The 25,560-nt window shown below is 70.9% G+C and carries 22 protein-coding genes; 17 read left to right on the top strand and 5 right to left on the bottom strand.

Translation table 11 applies throughout. The annotated features are described in order from the left end of the window. The first annotated feature begins 52 nt into the window (after positions 1-52). Together ASG12_RS10750 and ASG12_RS10745 are read left to right on the top strand one after the other, a co-directional pair. Positions 53-418, top strand: coding sequence for a PLD nuclease N-terminal domain-containing protein (locus ASG12_RS10750; protein WP_055789022.1), 366 nt, complete (start codon positions 53-55; stop codon positions 416-418). A 31-nt stretch (positions 419-449) separates the two neighbouring features. Further along, positions 450-1,766, top strand: coding sequence for a carboxylesterase family protein (locus tag ASG12_RS10745; RefSeq protein ID WP_055789018.1), 1,317 nt, complete (start codon positions 450-452; stop codon positions 1,764-1,766). A gap of 27 nt (positions 1,767-1,793) precedes the next feature. On the opposite strand, the gene mtr is transcribed toward ASG12_RS10745, so the two are convergent. Both mtr and ASG12_RS10735 read right to left on the bottom strand, forming a co-directional pair. Then, complete coding sequence (gene mtr, locus ASG12_RS10740) at positions 1,794-3,182, bottom strand: mycothione reductase (RefSeq protein ID WP_156378053.1); 1,389 nt, start codon at positions 3,180-3,182, stop codon at positions 1,794-1,796. 17 nt (positions 3,183-3,199) lie between these two features. After that, entirely contained in the window at positions 3,200-4,264 is a 1,065-nt protein-coding gene (locus ASG12_RS10735; RefSeq protein ID WP_082501861.1) for an alpha/beta hydrolase, read from the bottom strand. 170 nt (positions 4,265-4,434) lie between these two features. Between ASG12_RS10735 and mqo the strand changes: the two genes are divergently transcribed. The 7 genes from mqo (at position 4,435) to ASG12_RS10700 (ending at position 13,574) form a co-directional block, all read left to right on the top strand. Beyond that, positions 4,435-5,997, top strand: a complete 1,563-nt coding sequence (gene mqo / locus ASG12_RS10730; RefSeq protein ID WP_150116461.1) for a malate dehydrogenase (quinone) — start codon at positions 4,435-4,437, stop codon at positions 5,995-5,997. Positions 5,998-6,010: 13 nt separating this feature from the next. After that, entirely contained in the window at positions 6,011-6,481 is a 471-nt protein-coding gene (locus ASG12_RS10725; protein ID WP_045822466.1) for a GNAT family N-acetyltransferase, read from the top strand. Then, positions 6,478-8,547 (top strand): VWA domain-containing protein, encoded by a 2,070-nt coding sequence (locus tag ASG12_RS10720; protein WP_082501860.1) that lies wholly within the window; start codon positions 6,478-6,480, stop codon positions 8,545-8,547. Before ASG12_RS10725 ends, ASG12_RS10720 begins: the two co-directional genes overlap by 4 nt. Positions 8,548-8,629: 82 nt before the next feature. Beyond that, positions 8,630-9,247, top strand: a complete 618-nt coding sequence (cobO, locus tag ASG12_RS10715) for a cob(I)yrinic acid a,c-diamide adenosyltransferase (RefSeq protein WP_045822467.1) — start codon at positions 8,630-8,632, stop codon at positions 9,245-9,247. Beyond that, positions 9,241-10,737 (top strand): cobyrinate a,c-diamide synthase, encoded by a 1,497-nt coding sequence (locus ASG12_RS10710; protein ID WP_055789015.1) that lies wholly within the window; start codon positions 9,241-9,243, stop codon positions 10,735-10,737. The genes cobO and ASG12_RS10710 overlap by 7 nt, the downstream gene beginning before the upstream one ends. Then, a complete protein-coding gene (cobA, locus tag ASG12_RS10705) occupies positions 10,713-11,981 on the top strand; it encodes a uroporphyrinogen-III C-methyltransferase (protein WP_055789013.1) in 1,269 nt (422 codons plus the stop codon). Before ASG12_RS10710 ends, cobA begins: the two co-directional genes overlap by 25 nt. 87 nt (positions 11,982-12,068) lie before the next feature. Continuing rightward, positions 12,069-13,574, top strand: coding sequence for an MFS transporter (locus ASG12_RS10700; RefSeq protein ID WP_055789010.1), 1,506 nt, complete (start codon positions 12,069-12,071; stop codon positions 13,572-13,574). Positions 13,575-13,602: 28 nt separating this feature from the next. Here ASG12_RS10700 and yaaA read toward each other — a convergent pair whose 3' ends face one another. Further along, a complete protein-coding gene (gene yaaA / locus ASG12_RS10695; RefSeq protein WP_055789007.1) occupies positions 13,603-14,346 on the bottom strand; it encodes a peroxide stress protein YaaA in 744 nt (247 codons plus the stop codon). A gap of 70 nt (positions 14,347-14,416) precedes the next feature. Between yaaA and ASG12_RS10690 the strand changes: the two genes are divergently transcribed. Further along, entirely contained in the window at positions 14,417-16,141 is a 1,725-nt protein-coding gene (locus ASG12_RS10690) for a proline--tRNA ligase (protein ID WP_082501909.1), read from the top strand. On the opposite strand, the gene ASG12_RS10685 is transcribed toward ASG12_RS10690, so the two are convergent. Beyond that, the gene (locus tag ASG12_RS10685; protein ID WP_055788999.1) at positions 16,121-16,555 is read right to left on the bottom strand and encodes a ferritin-like domain-containing protein; all 435 of its coding nucleotides are present in this window, start codon (positions 16,553-16,555) and stop codon (positions 16,121-16,123) included. The two genes, ASG12_RS10690 and ASG12_RS10685, sit on opposite strands and share 21 nt — an antisense overlap. Continuing rightward, on the bottom strand, positions 16,552-17,145 hold the full coding sequence (locus tag ASG12_RS10680) for a hypothetical protein (RefSeq protein ID WP_055788996.1): 594 nt from the start codon (positions 17,143-17,145) through the stop codon (positions 16,552-16,554). Before ASG12_RS10680 ends, ASG12_RS10685 begins: the two co-directional genes overlap by 4 nt. A 196-nt stretch (positions 17,146-17,341) precedes the next feature. Here ASG12_RS10680 and rimP point away from each other — a divergent pair, with 196 nt between their 5' ends. From rimP to ASG12_RS10645, 7 genes are all read left to right on the top strand, one after another. Continuing rightward, the gene (rimP, locus tag ASG12_RS10675) at positions 17,342-18,007 is read left to right on the top strand and encodes a ribosome maturation factor RimP (protein WP_082501859.1); all 666 of its coding nucleotides are present in this window, start codon (positions 17,342-17,344) and stop codon (positions 18,005-18,007) included. After that, the gene (gene nusA / locus ASG12_RS10670; protein ID WP_055788992.1) at positions 18,004-19,020 is read left to right on the top strand and encodes a transcription termination factor NusA; all 1,017 of its coding nucleotides are present in this window, start codon (positions 18,004-18,006) and stop codon (positions 19,018-19,020) included. The genes rimP and nusA overlap by 4 nt, the downstream gene beginning before the upstream one ends. Positions 19,021-19,087: 67 nt before the next feature. Further along, positions 19,088-19,384: a YlxR family protein gene (locus ASG12_RS10665; RefSeq protein WP_055788989.1), complete on the top strand. Its 297-nt coding sequence runs from the start codon at positions 19,088-19,090 to the stop codon at positions 19,382-19,384. A gap of 203 nt (positions 19,385-19,587) precedes the next feature. Beyond that, positions 19,588-22,488 (top strand): translation initiation factor IF-2, encoded by a 2,901-nt coding sequence (gene infB, locus ASG12_RS10660; RefSeq protein WP_055788986.1) that lies wholly within the window; start codon positions 19,588-19,590, stop codon positions 22,486-22,488. 128 nt (positions 22,489-22,616) lie between these two features. Next, positions 22,617-23,153, top strand: a complete 537-nt coding sequence (rbfA, locus tag ASG12_RS10655) for a 30S ribosome-binding factor RbfA (RefSeq protein WP_082501858.1) — start codon at positions 22,617-22,619, stop codon at positions 23,151-23,153. 68 nt (positions 23,154-23,221) lie between these two features. Beyond that, entirely contained in the window at positions 23,222-24,205 is a 984-nt protein-coding gene (locus ASG12_RS10650) for a DHH family phosphoesterase (RefSeq protein WP_055788983.1), read from the top strand. Further along, a complete protein-coding gene (locus tag ASG12_RS10645) occupies positions 24,202-25,554 on the top strand; it encodes an MATE family efflux transporter (RefSeq protein ID WP_268810441.1) in 1,353 nt (450 codons plus the stop codon). The genes ASG12_RS10650 and ASG12_RS10645 overlap by 4 nt, the downstream gene beginning before the upstream one ends. Positions 25,555-25,560: the final 6 nt, after the last annotated feature.

Genomic DNA, 25,560 nt, shown 5'->3' with positions numbered 1-25,560 from the left:
ACCGCGATGTCCACGAGTCCGATCCGACCACCGCGCAGGAGGTGGTGACGCAGTGCCGTACCTGGTCCTGATCTACGCCGTCATCATCGTCGCGGTCGCCATCGACATCGTCGTGGCCGACGGGCGTACCGTCCGCGGCCTGCCGAAGATGGTCTGGGTGCTCGGTGCGATGGTCCTGCCGCTGCTGGGACCGATCGCCTGGTTCGCGCTCGGACGGCCCTCGAAGGACGACGGCGACGACGAGGGCGCGCCTCCCCGCGAGGGCCGGCCGTCGAGGCCGTCGACGAAGCCCGCCGTGGCCCCGGCGCGGTCGGCCGCCGACGACGCCCGCGCCGAGGAGGAGTTCCGCCGCACGGTCCGCGAGCGCGCCGAGGCGCAACGCCGTGCCGCTCGCGATCAGCGCGGTCCCGACGTCTGAGGGCCCGCGCCGCAGATGCCACGATGACGCCATGACCCTCGACACCCTGGTCGTCGACACCCCGTCGGGACCCGTTCGCGCCGAGCACACCGACGGCCTGCTGCACGCACGCGGGATTCGATACGCCCGTGCGCGGCGATTCGAACCCTGTGCGCCCGTGCCGACGTGGACCGACACTCTCGACGCGACCCGTCGCGGACCGGCCTGCCCGCAGCTGCCGTCGCGCATCGAATCGGTCACCGGTCCGATGCTCACCGGACTCGATCTCGACGAGGACTGCCTGCGGGTGTCGGTGACCGCGCCGACGCCGGATGGTCGGGTCCGACCGGTGCTGGTGTGGCTGCACGGCGGCGCGTACGTCTCCGGTGGCGGTGAGAGCGAGAAGTACGCCCCCGAGGCACTGGCACGGGAGAACGACGTCGTCGTCGTGACCGTCACCTACCGACTCGGGATCCTCGGTTACCTCGGGATCGACGGTGTCGCACCCGCAAACCTCGGCCTGCTCGACCAGATCGCGGCCCTGCGGTGGGTGCGCGACGCCGTCGGTGCCTTCGGGGGAGACCCTGACGCGGTCACCGTGTTCGGCCACTCCGCCGGTGCCGACTCCATCGCCGCGTTGCTCGTCGCCGACGGCGCGCAGGGATTGTTCCATCGCGCGGTGCTGCAGAGTGCGCCGCTCGCCCTGCGTGGCGACGCCACGGCGATGTCGGCGGCGATGGGGACCGCCGCCCGTGCTGCGCTGGGCGACGACCCCGGCGGCCTCGCGATCGACGATGTCCTCGCCGCGCATACGGCCGCGCTGGCCGCTGCGACCGATTTCGGGTTCGCGTCGGGGATGGCGTTCGGACCCCAGTACGGCGAACACCCGCTCCCGGCGCTCGGCGAGGTCGCCGTGCGTCGCGCCGCGAGCGCCACGTCCGTCGAGGTGCTCATCGGGTGGACCTCCGACGACGGGAGCCCGTTCGTCGAGGCGATCCCACGTCTGCAGAGGCTCGCACACCTGCCGGTCGTGGGATCCACCCTGCGCCGACTGCTCACCGCGATCGTGACGCGGCGTGCGTTCTCCGCACCGGCGAAGGCATTCGCCGACGCCCACCGCACCGCCGGTGGCCGCGCGGTCACCTATGAGTTCTCCTGGGGTGCCGACGATTCCGGTGTCGGCGCCTGCCACAGCATCGAGATCCCGTTCCTGCTGGGCACCCCGCAGGCGTGGGCGGACGCACCGATGCTGGGCGCACATGGCGCATCCGCGCTCGCCGACCTCGGACCGCGCCTACGGCGGCGCTGGGTCGACTTCGCGCGCGACGGCGTCACGTTCGCCGAGACCGACCACCTGACCCTCGGCTAGACCGCCGGACGGCACGCGACCAACCGGTCAGATGTCGAGACCCAGCAGCGCGTTCTCGAGCACCTCGGGCATGCCCGGGTGGATCCAGTACTGGCCCTTGGCCATCGACGTGGCGTCGAGGCCGAAGTGCATCGCCTGGATGACCGGCTGGATCACCGTCGGCGCCTGCGGGCCGATGAGGTGCGCGCCGAGGATCCGACCGGTGCCCCGCTCGGCGACGATCTTGCACAGACCCGTGGTGTCCTCCATCGCCCAGCCGTAGGCGACGTCGCCGTAGTCCTGCACCTTCACGGTGACGTCGAGACCCTGCTCGCGGGCCTGCGCCTCGGTGAGACCGACCGAGGCGATCTGCGGGTGGGTGAACACCGCGGCGGGCACGAACCGGTGGTCGAACTTCTCGAGGTCGTCTCCGTCGAAGTCGCGCAGCAAATTCGCCTGGACGACCCGCGCCTCGTGGTTGGCGACGTGCTTGAGCTGGTACGGGGAGCTGACGTCGCCGAGGGTCCACACGTTCTGTGCCGCGGTGCGGCCGAACTCGTCGCACTCCACCCGACCGGCGTCGTCGAGCGAGACGCCGATGGTGTCGAGGTGCAGGCCGTCGCCGTTGGGAGTCCGGCCGGTCGCCACCAGCAGTGCGTCGGCGGTGACCGACGACCCGTCGGACAGTTCGACGACGACCGCGCCCTCGTCGCCGATCTTCGTGCCGGTCACCGAGGCGTTGAACCGCACGTCGAAACGCTTGCTCGCGATCTCGGTGAAGCGGTCGGAGATGTCGGCGTCGAGGTGGCGCAGCAGCTTGTCGCCGCGGGCGATGATCGTGACCTCCGTGCCGAGGGAGGCGAAGACGTGGGCGAACTCGGCGCTGATGTAGCCGCCACCGACGATGACGAGGTGGCGTGGCAGCGACGCGAGACGCATCACGTCCTCGTTCGTGTGGAACGGCGCACTGCCCGAGGCGATGGCCTCGGGGATGAACGACCGTGAGCCTGCGGCGATCACGACCTTGCGGGCGGTCACCTCGTCACCGTCATCGGTGAGCAGGCGGTAGCGCCCGTCGTCGGTGGTGCCGGCGAACCGTACGTGGGAGTGCAGCACGGAGATGTTGTCGCACTTGTCCTCCCGGTACTGCTGGCCCCCCAGCGAGATCGGGTCGATACGACCGAAGACGCGCGTCACGATGTCGCGCCACCGCACGTCGTCGATGTGGCTGTCGATGCCGTACCGGGCGGACTCACGGATGGTCTCGGCCACCTCGCCGGCGTAGACGTACATCTTCGTCGGGATGCAGCCCACGTTGAGGCAGGTCCCTCCGTAGACACCCTTCTCGAAGATGGCGATCGACCATTCGTCGAAGCGGTCGTCGGGGATCGAGTTGCCGCTGCCGGAACCGATGATGGCGAGATCGACGTCTGTCATGTGCATGCTCCTGGTGGTCACGAGACGTCGCGCGTCACGCGCGACGACCCCGTGGGTGGTGGTTCGACCGAACGGCGGATCGAGAGGGTCGCGGTGTTCTCCGTCAACCACCTCGAGAGTTCTGCGTAGGCGACCGCACGGGGCTCCTCGCGGGAGAGGAACACGTCGTGACGGGCTCCGTCGATCGGCACCGCGGTCACCCGGTTGCCCAGGCACCCGCTCCAGCGCGCGATCTGCTCGGTGTCGAGAACGGTGTCGGCGGTGTCGATCTCGGGGCGGTAGGGCCCGCCGAGCACCGAACGTGCCGACCGTAGGACCAACGACGGGACGCCGGTGTCGATTCCCCGGTGCAGCGCGGCGTGGCCACGACGCACGGCGTCGAGGAAACCGAAGGTGACGGGGAAACCGCCCAGCGGCTTGAGGTCGAGGTCGTACTCCCACTCGCCGTGGGCGCTGACGTGCAGGCTCTCGCCGTACCCGCCGGGGAGTCGGTTGGGCAGCACGCGATACGGCGCGACCCGGGCGATCGTCCGCACGAGCACCGTGCCCCAGCTGCGCAGGGCCGGTGCGCCCTGCAGGTCGAACCACGGGCTGTTGAGGACCTGTCCGGTGACGCGACCGTGACGGCCCGGGTCGGTGGCGCGCAGGCGGTCGAGCCACAGCGCGGTGATCAACCCGCCGGTGGAGTGCGCGGCGACGACGACCGGTGTCCCCGGGGCGGCCGCGTCGATGACGTCGAGCGCCGCGCCGAGTTCGGCGTCGTAGAGGGCGAGATCGGAGACGAAGTGCGGGGTGTGCGCGGGCTTCCGTGACCGACCGCACTTGCGGAGATCCAGGGCGTAGAAGTCGTATCCGGCGTCGGCGAACGCGGTCGCGAGCGGCGCCTGGAAGAAGTAGTCGGTGAAGCCGTGGACGTAGAGCACCGACGGCCGCGGGGCCGCCACGTCGGCGTCGGATTCCGACCGCAGGTGACGCACCAGCGTGGCAGTGACGGTGCCCTCGCCGTCGGGATCGGGACCGAGGTCGATGGTCAGGGCCGCGAAATCCGGTCCGAGGACATCGGGTTCCCAGTCGTGTGCCACACCCCGACTGTAGTGGCGGTCTGAGCCGGGGTCGTGTGGCGACCGCGTGTTCGACGATCCGGTGGGTTTTCCCACACCGGCTTATCCCAGGGCGCCCCGATGGGGGAGAATGGAATCATTCAACCTGCCGACCGGTAGAAGCGGTCGACGACAAGGGAGTTGAGCAGGACGTGGCCGGCGACAAGAACACACACGACAACCCAGGGACGACCAAGACCGACGTCGTGCTGATCGGCGCCGGGATCATGAGCGCCACATTGGGTGCCCTGATCCGGCAACTCCAGCCCGACTGGTCGATCTCGGTGTTCGAGCGACTCGACGCCGCCGCCGCGGAGAGCAGTGACCCGTGGAACAACGCGGGCACCGGACACTCGGCGCTGTGTGAGCTCAACTACACCCCGCAGGGCGCCGACGGCAGCGTCGACATCTCCAAGGCGATCACCATCAACGAGCAGTTCCAGGTGTCGCGCCAGTTCTGGGCCCACGCCATCGAGAAGGGGATCCTCGACACCCCGTCGGAGTTCATCAACCCGATCCCGCACGTGAGCTTCTGTCACGGCGAGGACGGCGTCGACTACCTGCGCAAGCGTTACGACGCGCTCGCGAGCCAGACTCTCTTCGCCGACATGGAGTACATCGACGACGACGCATTGTTCGCGAAGAAGCTGCCGCTCATGTCGGAGGGCCGCGATTTCGCCGATCCCGTGGCGCTGAACTGGTACGAGAACGGCACCGACGTCGACTTCGGCGCGCTGACCCAGAAGTTGCTCAACTCGGTCGCCGAGGGCGGTTCGGTCAACTTCGGTCACGCGGTGACCGACCTCGACAAGCAGTCCGACGGCAGCTGGATCGTGAAGGTCGTCAACCTGCGCACCAAGCGCAAGCAGAAGATCCACGCCGGGTTCGTGTTCGTCGGAGCCGGCGGCGGTGCCCTCCACCTGCTGCAGAAGTCGGGCATCAAGGAGGCGCGGCAGTTCGGCGGGTTCCCGGTCTCGGGCGCGTTCTTCCGGTGCACCAACCCCGAACTGATCGACGAGCACCAGGCGAAGGTCTACGGCCGCGCCGCGGTCGGCGCGCCGCCGATGTCGGTGCCGCACCTCGACACCCGCGTGATCAACCACAAGCCGGGTCTGCTTTTCGGGCCGTATGCGGGCTGGTCGCCGAAGTTCCTCAAGGAGGGGTCGAACCTCGACCTGCTGACGTCGATCACGCCGTTCAACGCGTTCCCCATCGCCAGCATCGCGCCGAAGGAGTTCGGGCTCCTCAAGTACCTCATCAGCGAGCTCGCGGCCGGTCCGGCCGACCGCGTCAAGACGCTGCAGGAGTTCGTCCCCCGCGCCGTCGGCGGCGACTGGGAGCTGATCACCGCCGGGCAGCGTGTGCAGGTCATCCGCAAGAAGGGCCCGATGAACGGGGCTCTCGAGTTCGGCACCGCGGTGGTGAACTCCGCCGACGGCACGATGGCCGGACTCCTGGGTGCCTCGCCGGGCGCGTCGACCGCCGTGCCGGCGATGCTCGATGTGCTCGAGCGGTGCTTCCCGCGCCACTTCGAGAGCTGGAAGCCCGCGCTCACCGACATGATCCCGTCGTTCGGACAGAAGCTGAACTCCACGCCGTCGCTGTTCCGTGAGGTCTGGGACTGGACGTCGAAGGTGCTCGAACTGTCGTCCTCACCGGCCGAGCAGCCCGTCGCCGGCACCGACCGCCGCGTGGCGGCACCCACCTCGGTGTGATAGTCACGACCACATGACTGCCACCGCGTCCCTGCACCGCAGCTGGGCTCTCGACCTGGACATCGCCACCTTCTACAAGATCCTGAAACTGCGCGTCGACGTGTTCGTGGTGGAGCAGTCGTGCCCGTACCCCGAACTCGACGGGCTCGATCTCGACACCGACACCCGGCACCTGTGGCTCGAGGAGGACGGCGAGGTCGTCTGCACCCTGCGCCTGCTCGAGGAGCACGAGGACGGCAAGTCGTTCCGGATCGGTCGCCTGTGCACCGACCGTGCGCACCGCGGGCAGGGGCACACCACCCGTCTGCTGCGCACGGCGCTCGCCGAGGTCGGTTCGCATGCGTGTCGCATCCACGCCCAGACCTATCTCGTGGACATGTACGCCAAGCACGGTTTCGCGCCCGAGGGCGAGGAATACCTGCTCGACGGCATCCCGCACGTGCCGATGCGCCGCGGTGGCGGGGAGCCCTGGCAGCCGTCGTGACCTCTCGATCCGAATCGGATCCCGATCGTCACCGCACCGCTGAACCCGCTCATGTCCCCGAAGTCATCCGGGCGCCGTTCCCGTTCAGTGCGGTGGTGGGCCAGGAGTCCCTGAAGCTCGCCCTCATCCTGTGCGCGATCTCGCCGGGCATCGGCGGCGTGCTGCTGCGTGGCGAGAAGGGCACGGCCAAGTCGACGATCGTCCGTGCCCTGGCGCCGCTGCTGCCGGCCGACCCCGCGACGAACGCCGCCGGGCGGGTCGTGGAGCTGCCGATCGGGGCCACCGACGACCGTGTAGTCGGCTCCCTCGACGTGGCACGCATCCTGCGTGACGGTGACGCCGCGTTCACACCCGGTCTGCTCTCGTCCGCCGATGGTGGCGTGCTCTACATCGACGAGGTGAACCTGCTCGCCGACCACCTCGTCGACCTGCTGCTCGACGCCGCGGCGATGGGGCGGGTCACCGTCGAGCGCGACTCGGTGTCACACAGTTACGACGCACGGTTCGTGCTCGTCGGGACGATGAATCCCGAGGAGGGCGAGCTGCGGCCTCAGCTGCTCGACCGGTTCGGACTCACCGTCGCGGTGACCGCCCCACGCGATGTCGACGAGCGCGTCGAGGTCATCACCCGCCGCATGGAGTACGACGCCGATCCCGCCGGATTCGCCGCGCGCTGGGCCGATCGTGACGTCGAGACCGCCGCGGCCATCGCCGCTGCACGCGGCGCGGTCGAGTCGGTGTCGTTGCCGGTCGCCGAGATGCGACGTATCGCCGGGGTGTGTACCCACCTCGACGTCGACGGACTGCGCGGCGACATCGTCGTGGCCCGCACGGCCCGGGCCCATGCCGCATGGCGCGGTGCCTCCGAGGTCGACGAGTCCGACGTGCGCGTCGCGGTGGAACTCGCACTGCCGCATCGCCGTCGGCGAGACCCGTTCGACGACACCGACATGAGTCGCGACGATCTCGACGCGGCGATGGACTCCGCCGCCGAACAGGCCGATCGTGATCCGACGACGGCGCCGGGCGGTGCACCCGAGACCGATCCCGATCCGGACACCGATCCCGACGGGGGACCCGGATCGCCGCCGCCCGGAGGGTCACCGCCGCCCGCGGGGCAGCCACCCGCCGCCGACGGCCCCGCCCCCGAGGCGCCGTCCGACCAGCCAGGCCCTCCCGCCGAGGCGCCGGAACCGTCGGCGTCGCCCCGCGAACCGACCCCGGCCTCGTCGGGGTCGTTGACGCCGACCCCCACCGACCTGTCCGTCGACGATCAGCGGGGGACGCTGCGCGCCGGTGTCACCCGGATGATGCGGGTCGCAGGCGTCGGTGACGGCGACCCGGGGAGACGCTCACCCGCGCGCAGTCGACGCGGCCAGACCATCGCCGCGACCGAGACGCTGCACTCGGGCGTACACCTCACCGCGACGGTCCTCGCCGCGGCCGGTCGTCACCGCGGGGCCGGCCGTCTCGCCATCACCTCCGACGACCTGCGCGGCGCGGTGCGCGTCGGGCGTGAGGGCAACCTGGTGGTGTTCGCCGTCGACCTGTCGGGATCGATGACCGCACGCCGACGCCTCGACGCGGTCAGCGGAGCGTGTGCCGCACTGCTGCGCGACTCCTATCAGCGACGCGACCGTGTCGCCGTGGTGGTCCTGCGCGGGTCGTCGGCGCAGGTGGTGGTCCCGCCGACCCGATCGGTGAGCATCGCCCTGCGAGGGCTGTCGGGCGTGCGCACCGGCGGTCGCACACCGCTGGCCGAGGGACTCACCGAGGCCGCGGTGCTCATCGACCGCGCCCGCCACACCGATCCGCGCCGACGCCCTCTGCTCGTCGTGCTGACCGACGGTCGGGCCACCAGCGGGCCCGACGCGACCGGTCGCGCCGCCACCGCCGCGGACCGACTGCGCCGACGCGGCGTCGACGCGGTGGTCGTCGACTGCGAACAGGGCATCGTCCGCCTCGGCCTGGCGCGTACGCTGGCCGTTCACCTCGATGCCACCCACGTCACCGTCGACGACGTCACCGCCGACGCCGTGGCCGGGGCCGTACGCCGAGCCGCCTGATCCGCGGCGACGTCACCCACACGCCGACCCGGGTCACGACGATCGCGCGGCCCGCCCGACCATCCGCGAGAGGAGCGCCCGCATGCCGCAGGGAATCCCCGCCGTCGTCCCCGACGACGGCCTGACCACACGTCAACGTCGCAACACCGCGCTGCTGGCGGTCCACACCGGCAACGGCAAGGGCAAGTCGACGGCCGCGTTCGGCATGGCGATGCGCGCCTGGAACGCCGGCATGGACATCGGCGTGTTCCAGTTCGTCAAGAACGCGAAGTGGAAGGTCGGCGAGGAGACCGCGATGACCGCCCTCGGTGAGGTGCACGCCCGTACCGGACAGGGCGGACCCGTCGAGTGGCACAAGATGGGATCGGGGTGGTCGTGGATCCGCCACGGCGACCAGGCCGAGGCCGATCACGCCGACCAGGCGCGCGCCGGATGGACCGAGATCGCCCGCCGACTGCGTGCCGAGACCCACGACTTCTACGTCCTCGACGAGTTCACCTACCCGTTGGGGTGGGGATGGATCGACGTCGAGGAGGTGCTCGAGGTGCTGCGCGAACGTCCCGGCAAACAACACGTCGTGATCACCGGCCGCCGCGCCCCCGCCGAGCTGGTCGACGCCGCCGACCTCGTCACCGACATGACCAAGACCAAGCACCCGATGGACGCCGGCCGCAAGGGACAGCGGGGCATCGAATGGTGAGCGGGGCAGGTGCGGCGGGCGCACCCGCCGTCGTCATCGCCGCGCCGTCGTCGGGCAGCGGCAAGACCACCGTCGCCACCGGACTCATCGGCGCCCTCACCCGCGCCGGCCACCGGGTCGCGCCGTTCAAGGTCGGCCCCGACTTCATCGACCCCGGCTACCACGCCGTCGCGGCCGGACGTCCCGGACGCAACCTCGACCCGAACCTCGTCGGTGCACACCGCGTCCCGGGCCTCTTCGCCGCGGGCTCCCGTGGCGCCGACATCGCGGTCATCGAGGGCGTGATGGGTCTGTTCGACGGTCGCATCGCCGACGACTCCGACGACGGGGCCATGCCCACCGGACACGCCCACGGGTCGACGGCCCACGTCGCGGCGCTGCTCGGCGCGCCGGTCGTGATCGTCGTCGACGCGTCCGGCCACAGCCAGACCCTCGCCGCCATCCTGCACGGGATGCGCAGCTTCGACACGGGCGTCGACATCTGCGGGGTCATCCTCAACCGCGTCGGTTCGCCGCGCCACGAACACGTCCTTCGACAGGCGTGCGACCGCGTCGGGTTGCCGGTCTTCGCGGTGCTGCGTCGCGCACCCGAACTCGTCGTGCCGTCGCGCCACCTAGGGCTCATCCCCGCCGCCGAACACGGCGGAGCCGCGCAGACGGCCGTCGCGGCCATGACCGAGCTCGTCGCGGCCACCGCCGACCTCTCCGCGATCGTCGCCGCGGCACGCGCCCGGACGCCTCGGCCCGCCACCGCGTGGTCGGCCGACGACGAGATCGCCGACGCCCGCGAGCGACTCGGGCTGTCGGCCCCGCAGCGCCCGGTGCGGGTCGCCGTCGCCGGGGGAGCGGCCTTCACCTTCGGCTACGCCGAGCACGCCGAGATGCTCGCCGCGGCCGGCGCCGAGGTCGTCACCGTCGATCCGATGAACGACCGGCTGCCCCCGGGCACCGACGCGCTCATCATCGGCGGCGGCTTCCCCGAGGAACACGTCCACGCCCTCGCCGCGAACACACCGATGCTCGCCGACGTCGCCGCACACGCGCGATCCGGGCGCCCCATCCACGCCGAGTGCGCCGGATTGCTCTATCTGGCACATGATCTCGACGGTCACACCATGGCCGGGGTGGTCGACGTGCGCGGACACTTCGGACCCACCCTCACCCTCGGGTACCGCGACGCGGTGGCGCTGACCGACTCGGCTCTCTTCGCCGCGGGCGATCGCATCACCGGACACGAGTTCCACCGCAGCACCGTCGAGGCCATCGGTCCGATCGATCACGCCTGGGCATGGCGCAAGGCCGGCGTCGTCCACCGCGACGGCGTGGCCGGCGGCGCGGTACACGCGTCGTATCTGCACACCCACCCCGCGGGCGCCCCCGACTCGGTGGCCCGACTCGTCGCGACCGCCGCGGCAGCGGCCGAGGGTGAGGACCGTCACCACGGTGACGTCGGTACGGTTCTGCCATGCCTGGATCAGTCCCTGACGTGACGGGGCGCGACGCGCCCCCCGACGAGGACCACTACCTCGTCGGCCTCGATCTGCGCGGCCGACGGGTCGTGCTCATCGGCGGTGGCTCGGTGGTGTCGCGGCGCCTGGGCACCCTCGCGGCGAGCGGCGCCGACATCCACGTCATCGCCGTCGACCCCACGCCGACGGTCGAGTCGTTCCCCGGCATCACCGTCACCACACGGGCCTACCGACCCGGCGACCTCGCCGGCGCCTGGTACGCCCTGGCGTGCACCGACGACCCCGAGGTGAACGCCGCTGTCGTCGCCGAGGCCACCGAACGCCACATCTTCTGCGTCCGCGCCGACGACGCCCGTCACGGCACCGCGGTCACCCCGGCGTCGGTCCAGCACGACCGCCTGAACATCGGGGTCCTCGCGTCCGGTGACCACCGACGGTCCGCACGTATCCGGTCGGAGATCGCGCAGGGGCTGCTCGACGGGTCGCTCGGTACCCCGTCGCAGGGGAGCCACCCCGCAGGGGTCGCCCTCGTCGGCGGCGGCCCCGGCGACCCCGAACTCATCACCGTGCGCGGCCGCCGTCTGCTCGCCGCGGCCGACGTCGTCGTCGCCGACCGGCTCGCCCCGCCCGCCCTGTTGGCCGAACTGGCCCCGTGGGTCGAGATCATCGATGCGGCCAAGGTTCCGTACGGGCGGGCCATGAAGCAGGAGGCGATCAACGACGCCCTCGTCGACAACGCCCGCGCGGGCAAGTTCGTCGTGCGTCTCAAGGGCGGCGACCCCTACGTCTACGGCCGCGGTTTCGAGGAACTCGCCGCATGTGTGCAAGCAGGCATACCGGTGACGGTTGTGCCCGGCATCACCAGTGCCATCGCCGCGCCGGCGGCCGCGGGGATCCCCGTGACGCACCGCGGTGTCACCCACGAGGTCGTCGTCGTGTCGGGGCACCTGCCGCCCGGACACCCCGAGTCGCTGGTCGACTGGTCGGCCCTGGGGCGCCTCAAGGGCACGCTGGTGTTGATGATGGCCGTCGAGCGGCTCGAGCAGTTCACCGAGGCGCTGATCACCGGCGGCCGCGACCCGCAGACCCCCGTCGCGGTGATCGAACAGGGCTCGATGCCCGGGCAGCGACGCCTCACCTCCACCCTCGCCGCCGTGGCCGACGAGGCCCGCGGACAGGCGGTCCGGCCGCCCGCGATCGTGGTCGTCGGAGAGGTGGCGGCCTTCGATGCCGCCGCCGGCACCCTGGGACGCGTCGGCGTCTGACCGCACCGACCGATCGCACCCGGCGCCGTCGGATCCGCGTCGCCGCGTTTTCACGGAAACGACCGACGACCGGTAGCGTCGGAGGTCATGACCGCCGATTCGACGACCCGTGCGCCGAGCGTCGGGCAATCCCGTGTGTTCGGTTGGCCCATCTTCGTGCTCGGCGGCATGCAGCTGCTGGTGGTCCTCGACGGCACCGTCGCAGCCCTCGCACTGCCCCGCATCCGCGACGCCCTCGGGCTCAGCGAGTCCAGCGGCAACTGGATCATCACCGCCTACGTCATCGCCTTCGGCGGACTCATGCTGCTCGGTGGTCGTCTCGGTGACACCTTCGGGCGGCGCAAGATGTTCGTCTTCGGCGTCGCCGCCTTCACGATCACCTCGCTGCTGTGCGGCCTCGCGTGGGACGAGGCGAGCCTCGTCGTCGGTCGTGCCCTGCAGGGTGCGTCGGCGGCCGTCGCCGCGCCGACCGCCATGGCGCTGGTGACCACCACCTACGCACCCGGTAAACCCCGCAGCCGGGCCTTCGCGGTGTACGCCGCCATGAGCGGTATCGGATCCGTCGCGGGTCTCATCGTGGGCGGTGCGCTCACCGAGGTGTCGTGGCGGCTGGTGTTCCTCATCAACGTCCCGATCGGCCTGCTCGTGGTGGTCGGCGCCGTCGCGTTCCTCGCCGAGTCACAGGGCAGTCGCCTCGCCCTCGACGTCCCGGGCGCCGTCCTCGCGACCGCGGGTGCGTCGCTGCTGGTGTTCGCCGTCAATGAGGGCCCCGGTGGATGGGTGCGCCCGATCGTCCTGATCCCCGCCGTCCTCGCGGTCGCGGCCTGGATCGCGTTCGTCTTCGTCGAGCGTCGCGCGGAGAACCCGATCCTGCCGTTCTCGCTGTTCCGCAATCTCAGTCGCGTGGCCGCGTTGGTCTCGATCCTGCTGTCGGGTGCGATCCTCATGACGATGGCGGTCTACATCGCCCTGTTCCTGCAGGGGATCATCAAGTACACCCCGCTGCAGAGCGGTCTCGCCGTCGTACCGTTCGCCTACGGCCTCGGCGTCGGCGCGTTCCTCGCGTCGCGACTGGCCCAGCGCGTGCAGTGCCGGTGGATCGTCGTGGTCGGCGGCGCCTGCATCCTCGGTGGCTGTCTCTACGCGGCGAGCATCGCCACCGCGTCGCCGAGCTACTTCCCGGCGATCTTCGTCCCCGTCATCGTCATCGGCTTCGGCGTGGGTGTCGCGTCGATCCCGCTGACCCTTGCCGCGGTCGCGGGTGTCGGTGTCAACGAGGTCGGCCCGGTCACCGCCATGGTGCAGGTCGGCCAGAACCTCGGCGGCGGTATCGGTCTGGTGATCGTCGGTGCGATCGTGACGTCGCGGACCCTGTCGTTGGGCGGCACCACCGCACCCGTCGTCGACATGAACCCCTCCCAGCTCGATGCCCTGGCCAACGGTTACGGCCTCGCGTTCGTCTGTGCGTCGGGGATCGCCGTCCTCACCGGCCTGGTCGTGCTGTTCATGCGGTTCACCGTCGACGAGGTCGCCGAGGGTCAGCTCGCGCAGAAGGCCGCCAACGAGGGCGGTCCGGTCGAGACCACCGCCTGATCCCGCCCGACCCGTCGGATCAGTCGGTTCAGTCGGTGAGGATGACCAGCTCGCGGTCGGAGGCGATCTCGGTGCGTTGACCCCCGTCGGCCACCACCGACGCCAGCGACGAGATGTCGCGTACCGACCGTCGCGTGGAGACCAGCGTCCGTGCCATCACGCCCTTGTGATGCTTGTTGAAATGACTGACCACGCTGCGTGATCCGTCGGCGTTCTCGGTCAGCACCGTCACCTCTATCGACCCGGCGACGGGTCCCAGCGCCCGATAGCCACCCGACCGCAGATCGATGACGACGTCGGTGTCGAGGTCGTCGAGAGCGGCCGACAGGTCCGGTTTCCATTGTGACGCCAGTGTTCCGAGGCCGGGCAGCCGCGACGCCGCCGAGAGGCGATACGCCGGGATCGGGTCACCTGCGCGGACCACCCCGAACAACGCCGAACCGACGGCGAGCCGATCACGCGCCTTCGTCCGCGACGCTCGGGTGAGCCCCCCGACGTCGAGGGCGTCGTAGAGGACGCCGGTGTACCGCTCCATCGCCGGTCGGGTCGGTGAGGTGAACAGCGTGGCGTTGCGCGCGACCTCGTCGAGTTGGGTGCGACCCAGCCCCAGTGCGGTGGCACTGGCCTCGGGGTCGTCGGCCAGATCGACCAGGGCGGCGGCGAGGCGCTGTCGGATGGGGGTCAGCGCGGGAAACGACAGGCCACCGAGATCGAGAGGGGCGCCACGCCCTCCGTCGGACTTGGTCTCCGACGGCGGCAGGATGATGAGCACGATCGTCCACGCTAGCGGCCGGCACCGGTGGGTTCGCGAGCAACTAGGCTGACTACCCGTGATCACCCGTATGTCGACCCTCTTCCTGCGCACCCTGCGCGACGACCCCGCCGACGCGGAGGTGCCGAGCCACAAGCTGCTGGTGCGTGCCGGCTACGTCCGGCGCGTCGCGCCCGGTGTGTACAGCTGGCTGCCGCTGGGTCTGCGGGTGCTGCGCCGCGTCGAGAACGTGGTGCGCGAGGAGATGGACCGCATCGGTGCGCAGGAGATCTCGCTGCCCGCGCTGCTGCCGCGTGAGCCCTACGAGACCACCGGCCGGTGGACCGAGTACGGCGACGCCCTGTTCCGCCTCAAGGACCGTCGGGGTGCGGACATGCTGCTCGGCCCCACCCACGAGGAGCTGTTCGCCCAACTGGTGAAGGGGGAGTACTCGTCGTACAAGGACCTGCCCGTCACGCTGTACCAGATCCAGACCAAGTACCGCGACGAGGAACGCCCCCGCGCCGGGATCCTGCGCGGCCGTGAGTTCGTGATGAAGGACTCGTACTCGTTCGACCTCGACGAGGCGGGCACCAAGGCCTCCTACAACGCCCATCGTGAGGCCTATCAGGCGATCTTCGCCCGCCTCGGCGTCCGCTACGTCATCGTCGCGGCCACCTCGGGGGCCATGGGCGGGAGTGCGTCCGAGGAGTTCCTCGCCGAGAGCGAGGTGGGCGAGGACACCTACGTCCGCTCGCCGGAATCGGGATACGCCGCCAACGTCGAGGCCGTCGTCACCCCCAGTCCGCCGGCGATCCCGATCGAGGGTCAGCCCGAGGCGACGGTGTACGAGACCGGCTCCACCCCGACCATCGCGACCCTCGTCGAGTGGGCCGGTGCGACCCTCGACCGGCCCGTGACCGCCGCCGACACCCTCAAGAACGTCATGGTGAAGGTGATCGTGCCGGGCAAGGAACCCGAGATCGTCGGCGTGGGCGTCCCCGGCGACCGCGAGGTCGACATGAAGCGGCTCGAGGCCTCGTTCGAGCCCTCGGCCGTCGCACTGCTCGACGAGGCCGACTTCGCCGCGAATCCGTTCCTCGTGAAGGGCTACATCGGTCCGCGTGGCCTGATCGCCCACGGGGTCCGGTACCTGGTCGATCCCCGTGTCGTCGACGGCACGAGCTGGATCACCGGTGCCGATGAGCAGGGCAAGCACGTCGTCGGTCTCGTCGCCGGGCGCGATTTCGTCGCCGACGGCACGGTCGAGGCCGCCGCCATCCGCGACGGCGACCCGTCGCCCGACGGCACCGGCACGCTGGTGTCGGCCCGCGGCATCGAGATCGGGCACATCTTCTCTCTCGGGCAGAAATACACCGACGCCTTCGAGGTCGACGTGCTCGGCGAGAACGGCAAGCCCGTCCGCCTGATCCAGGGTTCGTACGGCGTCGGGGTGTCGCGTCTGGTCGCGGTCATCGCCGAACAGACCCACGACGAGAAGGGCCTGTGCTGGCCGGAGTCGGTGGCGCCGTTCGACGTCCACGTCGTCATCGCCAACGCGAAGGATCCGGCCATCGTCACCGGCGCCCACGAGCTGGCCGCCGATCTCGACTCCTGGGGACGTGAGGTGCTGCTCGACGACCGCAAGGCCTCGCCCGGGGTGAAGTTCAAGGACGCCGAACTGCTCGGCACGCCCTACATCGTGGTCGTCGGTCGCGGTTTCGTCGACGGCCTCGTGGAGGTGCGCGTCCGCGCGACCGGGGCGGTCAGCGAGGTGCCCGTCGCCGACGTGCGGTCAGCTCTGGGTGCCCGGTGACGCGACCGTCGCCGGTGAGATCCGCAGTACGAGTCGCCAGTTCGCGGCTCGTCGCGCCGAGTCGCTGAGCGCGTCGACACCGGCCTGTCGTTGCGACCGGTCATCGGCGCGTTCGAGCAGCGCGCGGTAGGCGCGGGCGCAGTCCTGTTCGGCGGCGAGAACGGCCTGGATCGCGGTCACCGGGTCGGTGATCGACACCGGCGGGACATACCCCGCGGCCGGCAGCGGTGCGGTGACCTTCGCCGCCAGCATCAGACGTTCGAGTTCGTCACGCCGGGAACGGTGTTCGGCGGTGAAGTCGGCGATGGTGTCGCGACGGGACGCGGCCGCGTAGGCCACGGCCACGCCGTAGACGAACACGGCGGCGTTCTCCGCCTCGACCGCGGCTGCGAGGGCGTCGGTGGCCTCACTCATGAGAGCTGCACCTCGATCTCGGCGGTCAGCGCAGCGGCGACCGAACCGAGCATGCCCGCGCGATAGCCCTGCCCCGCGATCGCCAGGCCTGCCGCAGCCGACCGGGCATCGCTCAGGCGGGCGCGCAGGTCGTCGACGGTCGTCACCGCGGCCGCCGCATCCCGCACCGACGGCGCCGCCGACGTCGGTGCGGCGTCAGCGCCACCCGTCGTCGTGACCGGTGACGGATCGGCGACCACGCCCGAGGTCGAGCTCGGCCGTGCGAGGTCGGGGGACAGGCGTGCGATCTCGTCGTTGATCAGTGTGGCGTGGGTCTGGCGCTCGGCGGCGATCACGGCGAGGGCCGCGGCACGGTCGGGCGCACGGGCGGCCAGCGCGGTGGCCGCGGCGGCGTCGACCGACGCAGCCACCGACAGCGGCTCCAGCTGCTGCGCGATCCGCATGTCCTCGGTCATCTCGGCGCTGTCACCGCATGCCGCGAGCACCCCGGCCCCGAGAACCACACCGGTCGACACCGCCGCGGTGTTCCGCAGGAGGCCACGCCGGGACACGACGGAGCGGGGGGCGAGGGTGGGTCGGGCGACGGTCACGGGTGTTCATACTGCCAGCCGACCGCCGGTCCGGCGTGGACCGGAGCACCCCCGGCGACGGGGTAAACTCACCACTCGCACCACGGTCGGCACGACGGGTCGCGTTCGATCATCACGAACCGACGCCCACGGCGACGACCCGACGGCCACGATGCGCAGCGACGTTGCGCGACAACTTCAGACGAGGAGGCGCCCCATGGCGGACGACAGCCAGGCGATCAGCGTCATGATCTCCCCGGTCGTCGGCGACGCGGGCTTCGACCTCGACGACGTGATCGTGCACCGTTCCGGCGACCGCAGTGTGGTCCGGGTGATCGTCGACTCCGAGCAGGGCGGCGACCTCGACCTCCTCGCCGACCTCAGCCGCGCCGTCTCCGAGGTCCTCGACGCCGCCGATCCGCCCGTGCTGGGCGCACTGCGCTACACCCTGGAGGTCACCTCGCCGGGGATCGACCGTCCACTGACCCGGCCGCGGCACTGGCGCCGCGCGCAGGGTCGCAAGGTCGTCGTCGACCTCGCCGACGGGACCACGGTCGCCGGTCGCGTCGGTCGGCTCGCCGCCGACGAGGCCACCATCGACGTCGTCGTCACCGACCGAGGACGCAGCACCGCTCGGACGCTGTCGGTCGACGACGTCGCGAAGGCCGTGGTGCAGGTCGACTTCGGTCGCGCCACCCGCGACGAGCGCCACCTCTGCGGCCTGCCCGAGGAGACCGATTCCCGCGCCCCCGTGGCGGTGTGGGAGGAACCCGGGCGTGACGTCGACCCCGCCGACGACCCGCAGTTCGCCGACGACACCACCGACGACCCCCACTCCGCCACCGACGCCGCGGCACCAGACGCCACGAGAGGACACGCATGAACATCGACATCGCCGCACTGCGGATGATCGAGTCCGACAAGGGGATCCCGATCGACACGGTGATCACCGCCATCGAGACCGCACTGATCACCGCCTATCGCCACACCGAGGGCTTCGCGCAGCACGCGCGGATCGACGTGAACCGCAAAACCGGTGCGGTGCGGGTCATGGCGCAGACCCGCGACGAGAACGACCAGCTGATCTCCGAATGGGACGACACCCCCGAGGGCTTCGGTCGCATCGCCGCGACCACTGCACGTCAGGTGATCCTGCAGCGTCTGCGCGACGCGGAGAACGAGAAGAACTTCGGCGACTACGTGGCGCACGAGGGGCAGATCGTCGGCGGTGTGGTCCAGCAGGACTCACGGGCCAACGCCCGCGGCATGGTCATCGTCCGCATCGGCAGCGAGGCCACCGGCACCGAGGGCGTCATGCCCTCGGCCGAGCAGGTCCCCGGTGAGACCTACAAGCACGGCGACCGCGTGAAGTGCTACGTCGTCGGCGTCGCCCGCGGTGCCCGCGGCCCTCAGATCACCCTCTCGCGCACCCATCCCAACCTCGTGCGCAAGCTGTTCTCCCTCGAGGTGCCCGAGATCGAGGACGGCTCGGTCGAGATCGTCGCGGTCGCGCGCGAAGCGGGCCACCGGTCGAAGATCGCCGTCCACACCGGTGTCGCCGGCCTCAACGCGAAGGGCGCCTGCATCGGTCCGATGGGCCAGCGTGTGCGCAACGTGATGAGCGAGTTGGCGGGGGAGAAGATCGACATCATCGACTTCGACACCGACCCGGCGGTGTTCGTCGGCAATGCGCTGTCACCGTCGAAGGTGGTGTCGGTGACCGTCGTCGATCCGGTGGCGAAGGCCGCGCGCGTCGTCGTCCCCGACTATCAACTCTCGCTGGCGATCGGCAAAGAGGGCCAGAACGCCCGGTTGGCGGCCCGGTTGACTGGGTGGCGCATCGACATCCGGTCCGACGCCGAGGTCGCCGCCGAGGCGGCCGGCTCGGCTGAGTGACCCTGAGGGACGACACCCGGCGCGGTGTCGTGGCGTCGGCGATTTGCGGCGGGCGGTAGACTCTCCGATGGTAGAAAAAGCGCTGACGACCACCGGTCCCGTGCGAACGTGCATCGGTTGTCGGACGCGAGCCGCGGCCGCAGATCTCGTGCGGGTCGTGGCAGCAGTCGAGCAGGGTGCGCCGATCGTGACGATCGACCGCACCTCCACCATGCCGGGGCGTGGCGCCTGGCTGCATCACAGTCCGGACTGCGTCCGGGCGGCGGTGCGGCGCAAGGCCTTCGGACCGGCGCTCAGGGTGCCAGGACTCACCGCCGACGCCGACCGTCTCGAACGCGAGATGGCCGACAGCGGCGTTGCCTGAGCGCGAAGTAGGAGACGGTTGCACCACGACCGTAGGCACGAGCCGGTCACATCGGTGACCGGTCGAGAGCCGAGGACGCGAGTCCCCGGCAGAACGGGTGGCAGAAGACATGAGCACACCGTGAAGTTCCCACGATGAGCACGTTTCTAACGTAATCCGAGGTCGCAGCGGGCAGCCCGCTCGACCTCCAAGTGAGGAGAGCAGTGGCAGGCAAGGCCCGCGTGCACGAGTTGGCAAAAGAACTCGGCGTCACGAGCAAACAAGTCCTGGCTCGATTGAGCGAGCAGGGCGAATTCGTCAAATCAGCGTCATCCACCGTCGAGGCACCGGTCGCGCGTCGACTGCGTGAGTCGTTCCCGGCCGCCTCCGGCGCGGCCTCGTCGGCCCCGGCGGCCCAGAAGGGGTCCTCTCAGAACGGGTCGTCCCAGAACGGATCGACCGGCAACGGCGCGGCGACCACCGCACCGTCCCCCGGCTCCGGCGCCAAGCCCGGCGGTCGCAAGCCGTCCGCACCGAGCCCCGCCTCGGCTGCGGCCGCAGCGGCGCCCGCACCGGCCGCCCCGACCCCGTCGGCACCGGCCCCCGCGGCCCCGACCCCGGCCGCACCCACCCCGTCCGCGCCGACCCCGGCACCGCGTCCCGCGGCTGCGACCCCGCCCGCCGAGGCGCCCGCACCGCAGGCCCCGGCCGCCGCGTCCGCAGCCCCGACCGAGGCGCCGCCCGCGGCTCCGGGCCCGCGCACACCGGCCGGCCCCAAGCCCGGCCCGCGTGCACCGCGTGTCGGTAACAACCCCTACTCGTCGGCGCCCGCACCGCGACCGCCGGCGGCACGTCCGGCTGCGCCCGGAGCCCCTGGTGCCCCCGGTGCCGCCCGTCCCGGCGCAGGTCGTCCTGCCGCCGGTCCCGGTGGTCCCCGCCCGGCACCCGGTGCCGGTGGGCCCCGTCCCAGCCCGGGCAGCATGCCTCCCCGCCCCAACCCCGGCGCGATGCCGTCGCGGTCGGCGCGTCCCGCCCCGGGCGGTCGTCCCGGTGGTCCGGGCGGACGTCCGGGTGGTCCCGGCGGTCGTCCCGGCGGCGGTGGCGGTGGCTACCGCGGTGGCGGCGCACCCACGGGCGCCCCGACCGGTGGACCTCCCGGTGGTTTCCGGGGTCGTCCCGGTGGTGGCGGTCGCGGCCGTGGCGGCGGTGCCGCAGGTGCCTTCGGTCGTCCCGGCGGAGCGCCCCGCAAGGGACGCAAGTCGAAGCGTCAGAAGCGCCAGGAATACGACTCGATGCAGGCACCGGCCGTCGGTGGCGTCCGGTTGCCCCGTGGCGACGGACAGACTATCCGACTCGCCCGTGGTGCGTCGCTCGTCGACTTCGCCGACAAGATCGACGCCAACCCGGCCGCGCTCGTCCAGGCGCTGTTCAACCTCGGCGAGATGGTCACGGCCACCGAGTCGGTGAACGACGAGACGCTCGAGCTGCTCGGCGGCGAGATGAACTACGTCGTGCAGGTCGTCAGCCCCGAGGACGAGGACCGCGAGCTGCTCGACAGCTTCGACCTCAGCTACGGCGAGAACGAGGGTGGCGAGGACGAGCTCGAGCAGCGTCCGCCGGTGGTGACCGTCATGGGTCACGTCGACCACGGCAAGACGCGACTGCTCGACACGATCCGCAAGGCCAACGTCCGCGAGGGCGAGGCCGGTGGCATCACGCAGCACATCGGTGCCTACCAGGTGCTCACCGAGCTCAACGGCGACGAGCGGCTCATCACCTTCATCGACACCCCGGGTCACGAGGCGTTCACCGCCATGCGTGCCCGAGGCGCGAAGTCGACCGACATCGCGATCCTCGTGGTCGCGGCCGACGACGGCGTCATGCCGCAGACGGTGGAGGCGATCAACCACGCCCAGGCGGCCGACGTGCCGATCGTGGTCGCGGTCAACAAGATCGACAAGGAGGGTGCTGATCCGCAGAAGATCCGCGGTCAGCTCACCGAATACGGTCTGATCCCCGAGGAGTACGGCGGCGACGCGATGTTCGTCGACATCTCCGCGCGGGAGAACACCAACATCGAGGCCCTCCTCGAGGCGGTCCTGCTCACCGCGGACGCGTCGCTCGACCTGCGTGCCAACCCGGACATGGACGCCCAGGGTGTCGCCATCGAGGCACACCTCGACCGCGGCCGTGGACCGGTGGCGACCGTGCTCGTGCAGCGCGGAACGCTCAAGGTCGGCGACTCGATCGTCGCCGGCGACGCCTACGGACGTGTGCGTCGCATGGTCGACGAGCACGGCGAGGACGTGGCCGAGGCGACACCGTCGCGGCCCGTGCAGGTCATCGGCTTCACCTCGGTGCCCGGTGCCGGCGACAACCTCCTCGTCGTCGACGAGGACCGCATCGCCCGCCAGATCGCCGACCGTCGCAATGCGCGCAAGCGCAACGCGATGGCCGCACGCAGCCGCAAGCGGATCAGCCTCGACGATCTCGACGCCGCCCTCAAGGAGACGTCGCAGCTCAACCTCATCCTCAAGGGTGACAACTCGGGCACCGTGGAGGCACTCGAGGAGGCGCTGCTCGGTATCGACATCGGCGACGAGGTGCAGCTGCGCGTCATCGACCGCGGTGTCGGCGGCGTGACCGAGACCAACGTCAACCTCGCGACGGCGTCGGACGCGATCATCGTCGGGTTCAACGTCCGCGCGGAGGGCAAGGCCACCGAGCTGGCCAACCGCGAGGGTGTCGACATCCGGTACTACACGGTGATCTACCAGGCGATCGACGAGATCGAGAGCGCGCTCAAGGGCATGCTCAAGCCGATCTACGAGGAGGTCGAGCTCGGCCGTGCGGACATCCGCGCGATCTTCCGCTCGTCCAAGGTCGGCAACATCGCCGGCTGCCTGGTCACCTCGGGCATCATGCGACGCAACGCCAAGGCGCGTCTCCTGCGTGACAACGTGGTGGTGGCCGAGAACCTCACCATCTCGTCGCTCAAGCGGGAGAAGGACGACGCGACCGAGGTCCGCGAAGGCTACGAATGCGGTCTGACGATCACGTACAACGACATCAAGGTCGACGACGTGATCGAGACCTACGAGTTGCAGGAGAAAGCCCGTAGCTGATCGCTGCGACACCGCGCGGCACATCGCAGCTGCGCTGCTCGACCACCCGACGCCCGGGCGTCCCGCATCCGCGGGATCCCGGGCGTCGGGCTCGGCACCCACCCCCACCACCGCGAAGGAGTGACACCATGGCCGACCCGGCACGGGCACAACGGATGGCCAAGCGGATCTCGTCGATCGTCGCCTCGGCGATCGGCTCGGAGATCAAGGACCCGCGGCTCAACTTCGTCACCGTCACCGACACCAAGGTGACCAACGACCTGCACGACGCCACCGTCTACTACACGGTGATGGGCGAATCCCTGGACGTGGCACCCGATTACGAGGGTGCGGCCGCCGGATTGGCCCGCGCCACCGGCCTCCTGCGCTCCAAGGTCGGCGCCGGGACCGGCGTCCGGTTCACCCCGACACTGCGTTTCGTCCTCGACACCGTGCCCGACACCGCGCGGCACATGGAGGAACTCGTCGCCCGCGCCCGCGCACACGACGAGATGCTGGCCCGCCAGGCCCGCGACGCCGTCCCGGCCGGAGACGCCGATCCCTACCGCGACGACGTCTCGATCTCCGATGAGGCGACGGCCACCGGACCGGCCGCTGACGCAACTCCACCACGAGGCGCCGACCCCGCTGATTACGATGGGCGCAACGCGGCCGACCGACGGTGACGGGTTCGGCCGAGCGGCCGCCTGGGCCGCCGGTCGGTACAGGGCACGACGAGTCGGACGGAGCAGGCGTGAGCGCACCAGGGCAGACGACCGACGCGCTCGGGGCGCCACGGGCGCGCACGGCCGAGGTGCTGCGCGCCGCTCCCGCGGTCACGGTGCTCTGTCACGTCCGCCCGGATGCCGACACCATCGGCAGCGGCCTGGCCCTCGCGCTCGCGCTCGACGCGATCGGGGTCGAGGTCGAGGTCGCGTTCCCCGGTCCCTGGCCGTTGCCCGAGGCGCTGGGCTCGCTCCCCGGCGCCAAGCTCATCGTCGAACCCGGTGACCTCGTCGGTCATCCCGTCGCCGTCGCGTTGGACTGCGCCAGTTCCGAGCGCCTCGGCGACCTCGCCGCGGTCCTGACCGCCGCCGAGACCGGCATCGTCGTCGACCACCACGCGTCCAATCGTGGTTTCGGTGACATCGACCTGATCGACCCCGCCGCCGACTGCACCGCAGAACTGGTGCTCGGCATCCTCGACCAGGCCGACATGCCCGTCGACCGTGACATCGCGACATGCCTGTTCGCAGGACTCGTCACCGACACCGGCTCGTTCCGGTGGGCGCGACCCAACTCCCACCTGCTCGCGGCGCGTCTCCTCGAGACCGGTGTCGACGGCCAGGGCTGGACCCGCACGCTGCTCGACACCCACCAGTTCGGGTGGCTGACGATGGTGTCGGGGGCACTGCAGTCGGCGGTCCTGATCCCGGAGGCATTCGGCGGTAGCGGCCTGGTGTACGCGGTGGTGGACCACGACTGCAGCCGAGCCATCGACTGGGACGAGGCCGAGAGCGTCATCGACCTGGTCCGCACCGTCGGTGACGCCGACGTGGCCGTCGTGTTCAAGGAGTCCGCGCCGCACGAGTGGACGGTGTCGATGCGCGCACGGTCGCACACCGACCTGGTGCCCCTCGCGCGTTCCCAGGGCGGCGGCGGCCACCCCCATGCGGCGGGGTTCAGCGCGTCGGGTCCGGTCGACGAGGTCATCGAGAAGTTCCTGACCGCGGTGTGACCGGACCGGATTCCGCTGCGCCCTCGGGGCGCACCATCCTGCGTCTGGCCTCCTCGGCGCTCATCGTCCTGGTGGCCGAACCCCTCTACCTGATGGAGGACCTGGCCGTCGTCGGCCGACTCGGTGCCGTCGCGCTCGCCGCGCTCGGGGTCGGATCGCTGATCCTGGGCGTCGTCAGCACCCAGCTCACCTTCCTGTCCTACGGCACCACGGCCCGGTCGGCGCGCATGTTCGGTCGCGGTGACCGGCGCGCAGCCATCGCCGAGGGTGTCGCGGCGAGCTGGCTCGCCATCGGGGTCGGCGTCGTCATCGCGATGGTGATGACGGTCATCGCCCCCTGGGTCGTCGGGGTGATCGCGCCCGGCGACGGCGTCGACGCCGAGGCCGTCGGATGGCTGCGCATCGCCGTCTGCGGCGTTCCCCTCATCCTTCTGTCGATGGCGGGCAACGGGTGGATGCGCGGCGTCCAGGACACCCGGAGGCCCGTGGTCTTCGTCGTGATCGGACTGGGTCTCAGTGCGGTGCTGTGTCCGATCCTCGTGCACGGTCTGCTCGGCGCCCCCGAGATGGGGTTGCACGGCAGCGCCGTCGCGAACGTCGTCGGCCAGTCGGTGGCCGGGGTGCTGTTCGCACGACAGGTCGTCGTCGCGGCCCGCAGGTCGGCACCCGAGGAGCCGTGGACCGCGCTGCTCGCACCTCGTCGCCGCATCATCACCGCACAGCTGTCGATGGCGCGTGATCTCATCGTCCGGAGCCTGTCGTTCCAGATCTGCTTCCTCTCCGCCGCCGCCGTCGCCGCGCGCTTCGGGGTCGCGTCGCTGGCCGCGCACCAGGTGGTGCTGCAGCTGTGGAACTTCGTGTCGCTGGTGCTCGACGCACTGGCCATCGCCGCGCAGTCCCTCGTCGGGGCCGCGTTGGGCGCCCGGGCGATCGGGGCGGCGAGGGTCGTCGCGCGCCGGGTCACCGTCGTGTCGGTCGGTGTCGCTGTCGCGGTCGCCGCGGTGTTCGCCGTGGCGCGCACACCGATGGGCCGCATCTTCACCGACGACACCGACGTCCTCGGCGCTCTCGACACGCCGTGGTGGTTCCTCATCGGGATGCTGCCGGTCGCGGGGGTGGTGTTCGCCCTCGACGGTGTGCTCCTGGGCAGCGGCGACGCCGCCTATCTGCGCACCACGACCGTCGCGAGCGCGCTCGTCGGGTTCCTGCCGACAATCTGGCTGTCGTTGGTGTTCGACTGGGGTCTGGCCGGCATCTGGACCGGACTGGCCCTGTTCATGATCTGTCGCCTCGTGGCGTTGTCGGCCCGCATGGCCGGTGGCCGGTGGACCCTCGTGGAGATCCGATGAGGCGTC

Source organism: Williamsia sp. Leaf354 (assembly GCF_001424365.1).
Taxonomy (GTDB): domain Bacteria; phylum Actinomycetota; class Actinomycetes; order Mycobacteriales; family Mycobacteriaceae; genus Williamsia_A.
Note: the sequence above shows the minus strand (reverse complement) of the source record. Positions and strands in the feature narration are given on the sequence as shown.

Excerpts from the sequence above, each read along its gene's own strand:
- ASG12_RS10745 (WP_055789018.1), top strand. The coding sequence starts at position 450 with ATGACCCTCGACACCCTGGTCGTCGACACCCCGTCGGGACCCGTTCGC.
- mtr (WP_156378053.1), bottom strand. The coding sequence starts at position 3,182 with ATGACAGACGTCGATCTCGCCATCATCGGTTCCGGCAGCGGCAACTCG.
- ASG12_RS10725 (WP_045822466.1), top strand. The coding sequence starts at position 6,011 with ATGACTGCCACCGCGTCCCTGCACCGCAGCTGGGCTCTCGACCTGGAC.
- cobO (WP_045822467.1), top strand. The coding sequence starts at position 8,630 with ATGCCGCAGGGAATCCCCGCCGTCGTCCCCGACGACGGCCTGACCACA.
- ASG12_RS10710 (WP_055789015.1), top strand. The coding sequence starts at position 9,241 with ATGGTGAGCGGGGCAGGTGCGGCGGGCGCACCCGCCGTCGTCATCGCC.
- cobA (WP_055789013.1), top strand. The coding sequence starts at position 10,713 with ATGCCTGGATCAGTCCCTGACGTGACGGGGCGCGACGCGCCCCCCGAC.
- ASG12_RS10700 (WP_055789010.1), top strand. The coding sequence starts at position 12,069 with ATGACCGCCGATTCGACGACCCGTGCGCCGAGCGTCGGGCAATCCCGT.
- ASG12_RS10690 (WP_082501909.1), top strand. The coding sequence starts at position 14,417 with ATGTCGACCCTCTTCCTGCGCACCCTGCGCGACGACCCCGCCGACGCG.
- ASG12_RS10685 (WP_055788999.1), bottom strand. The coding sequence starts at position 16,555 with ATGAGTGAGGCCACCGACGCCCTCGCAGCCGCGGTCGAGGCGGAGAAC.
- rimP (WP_082501859.1), top strand. The coding sequence starts at position 17,342 with ATGGCGGACGACAGCCAGGCGATCAGCGTCATGATCTCCCCGGTCGTC.
- nusA (WP_055788992.1), top strand. The coding sequence starts at position 18,004 with ATGAACATCGACATCGCCGCACTGCGGATGATCGAGTCCGACAAGGGG.
- ASG12_RS10665 (WP_055788989.1), top strand. The coding sequence starts at position 19,088 with ATGGTAGAAAAAGCGCTGACGACCACCGGTCCCGTGCGAACGTGCATC.
- rbfA (WP_082501858.1), top strand. The coding sequence starts at position 22,617 with ATGGCCGACCCGGCACGGGCACAACGGATGGCCAAGCGGATCTCGTCG.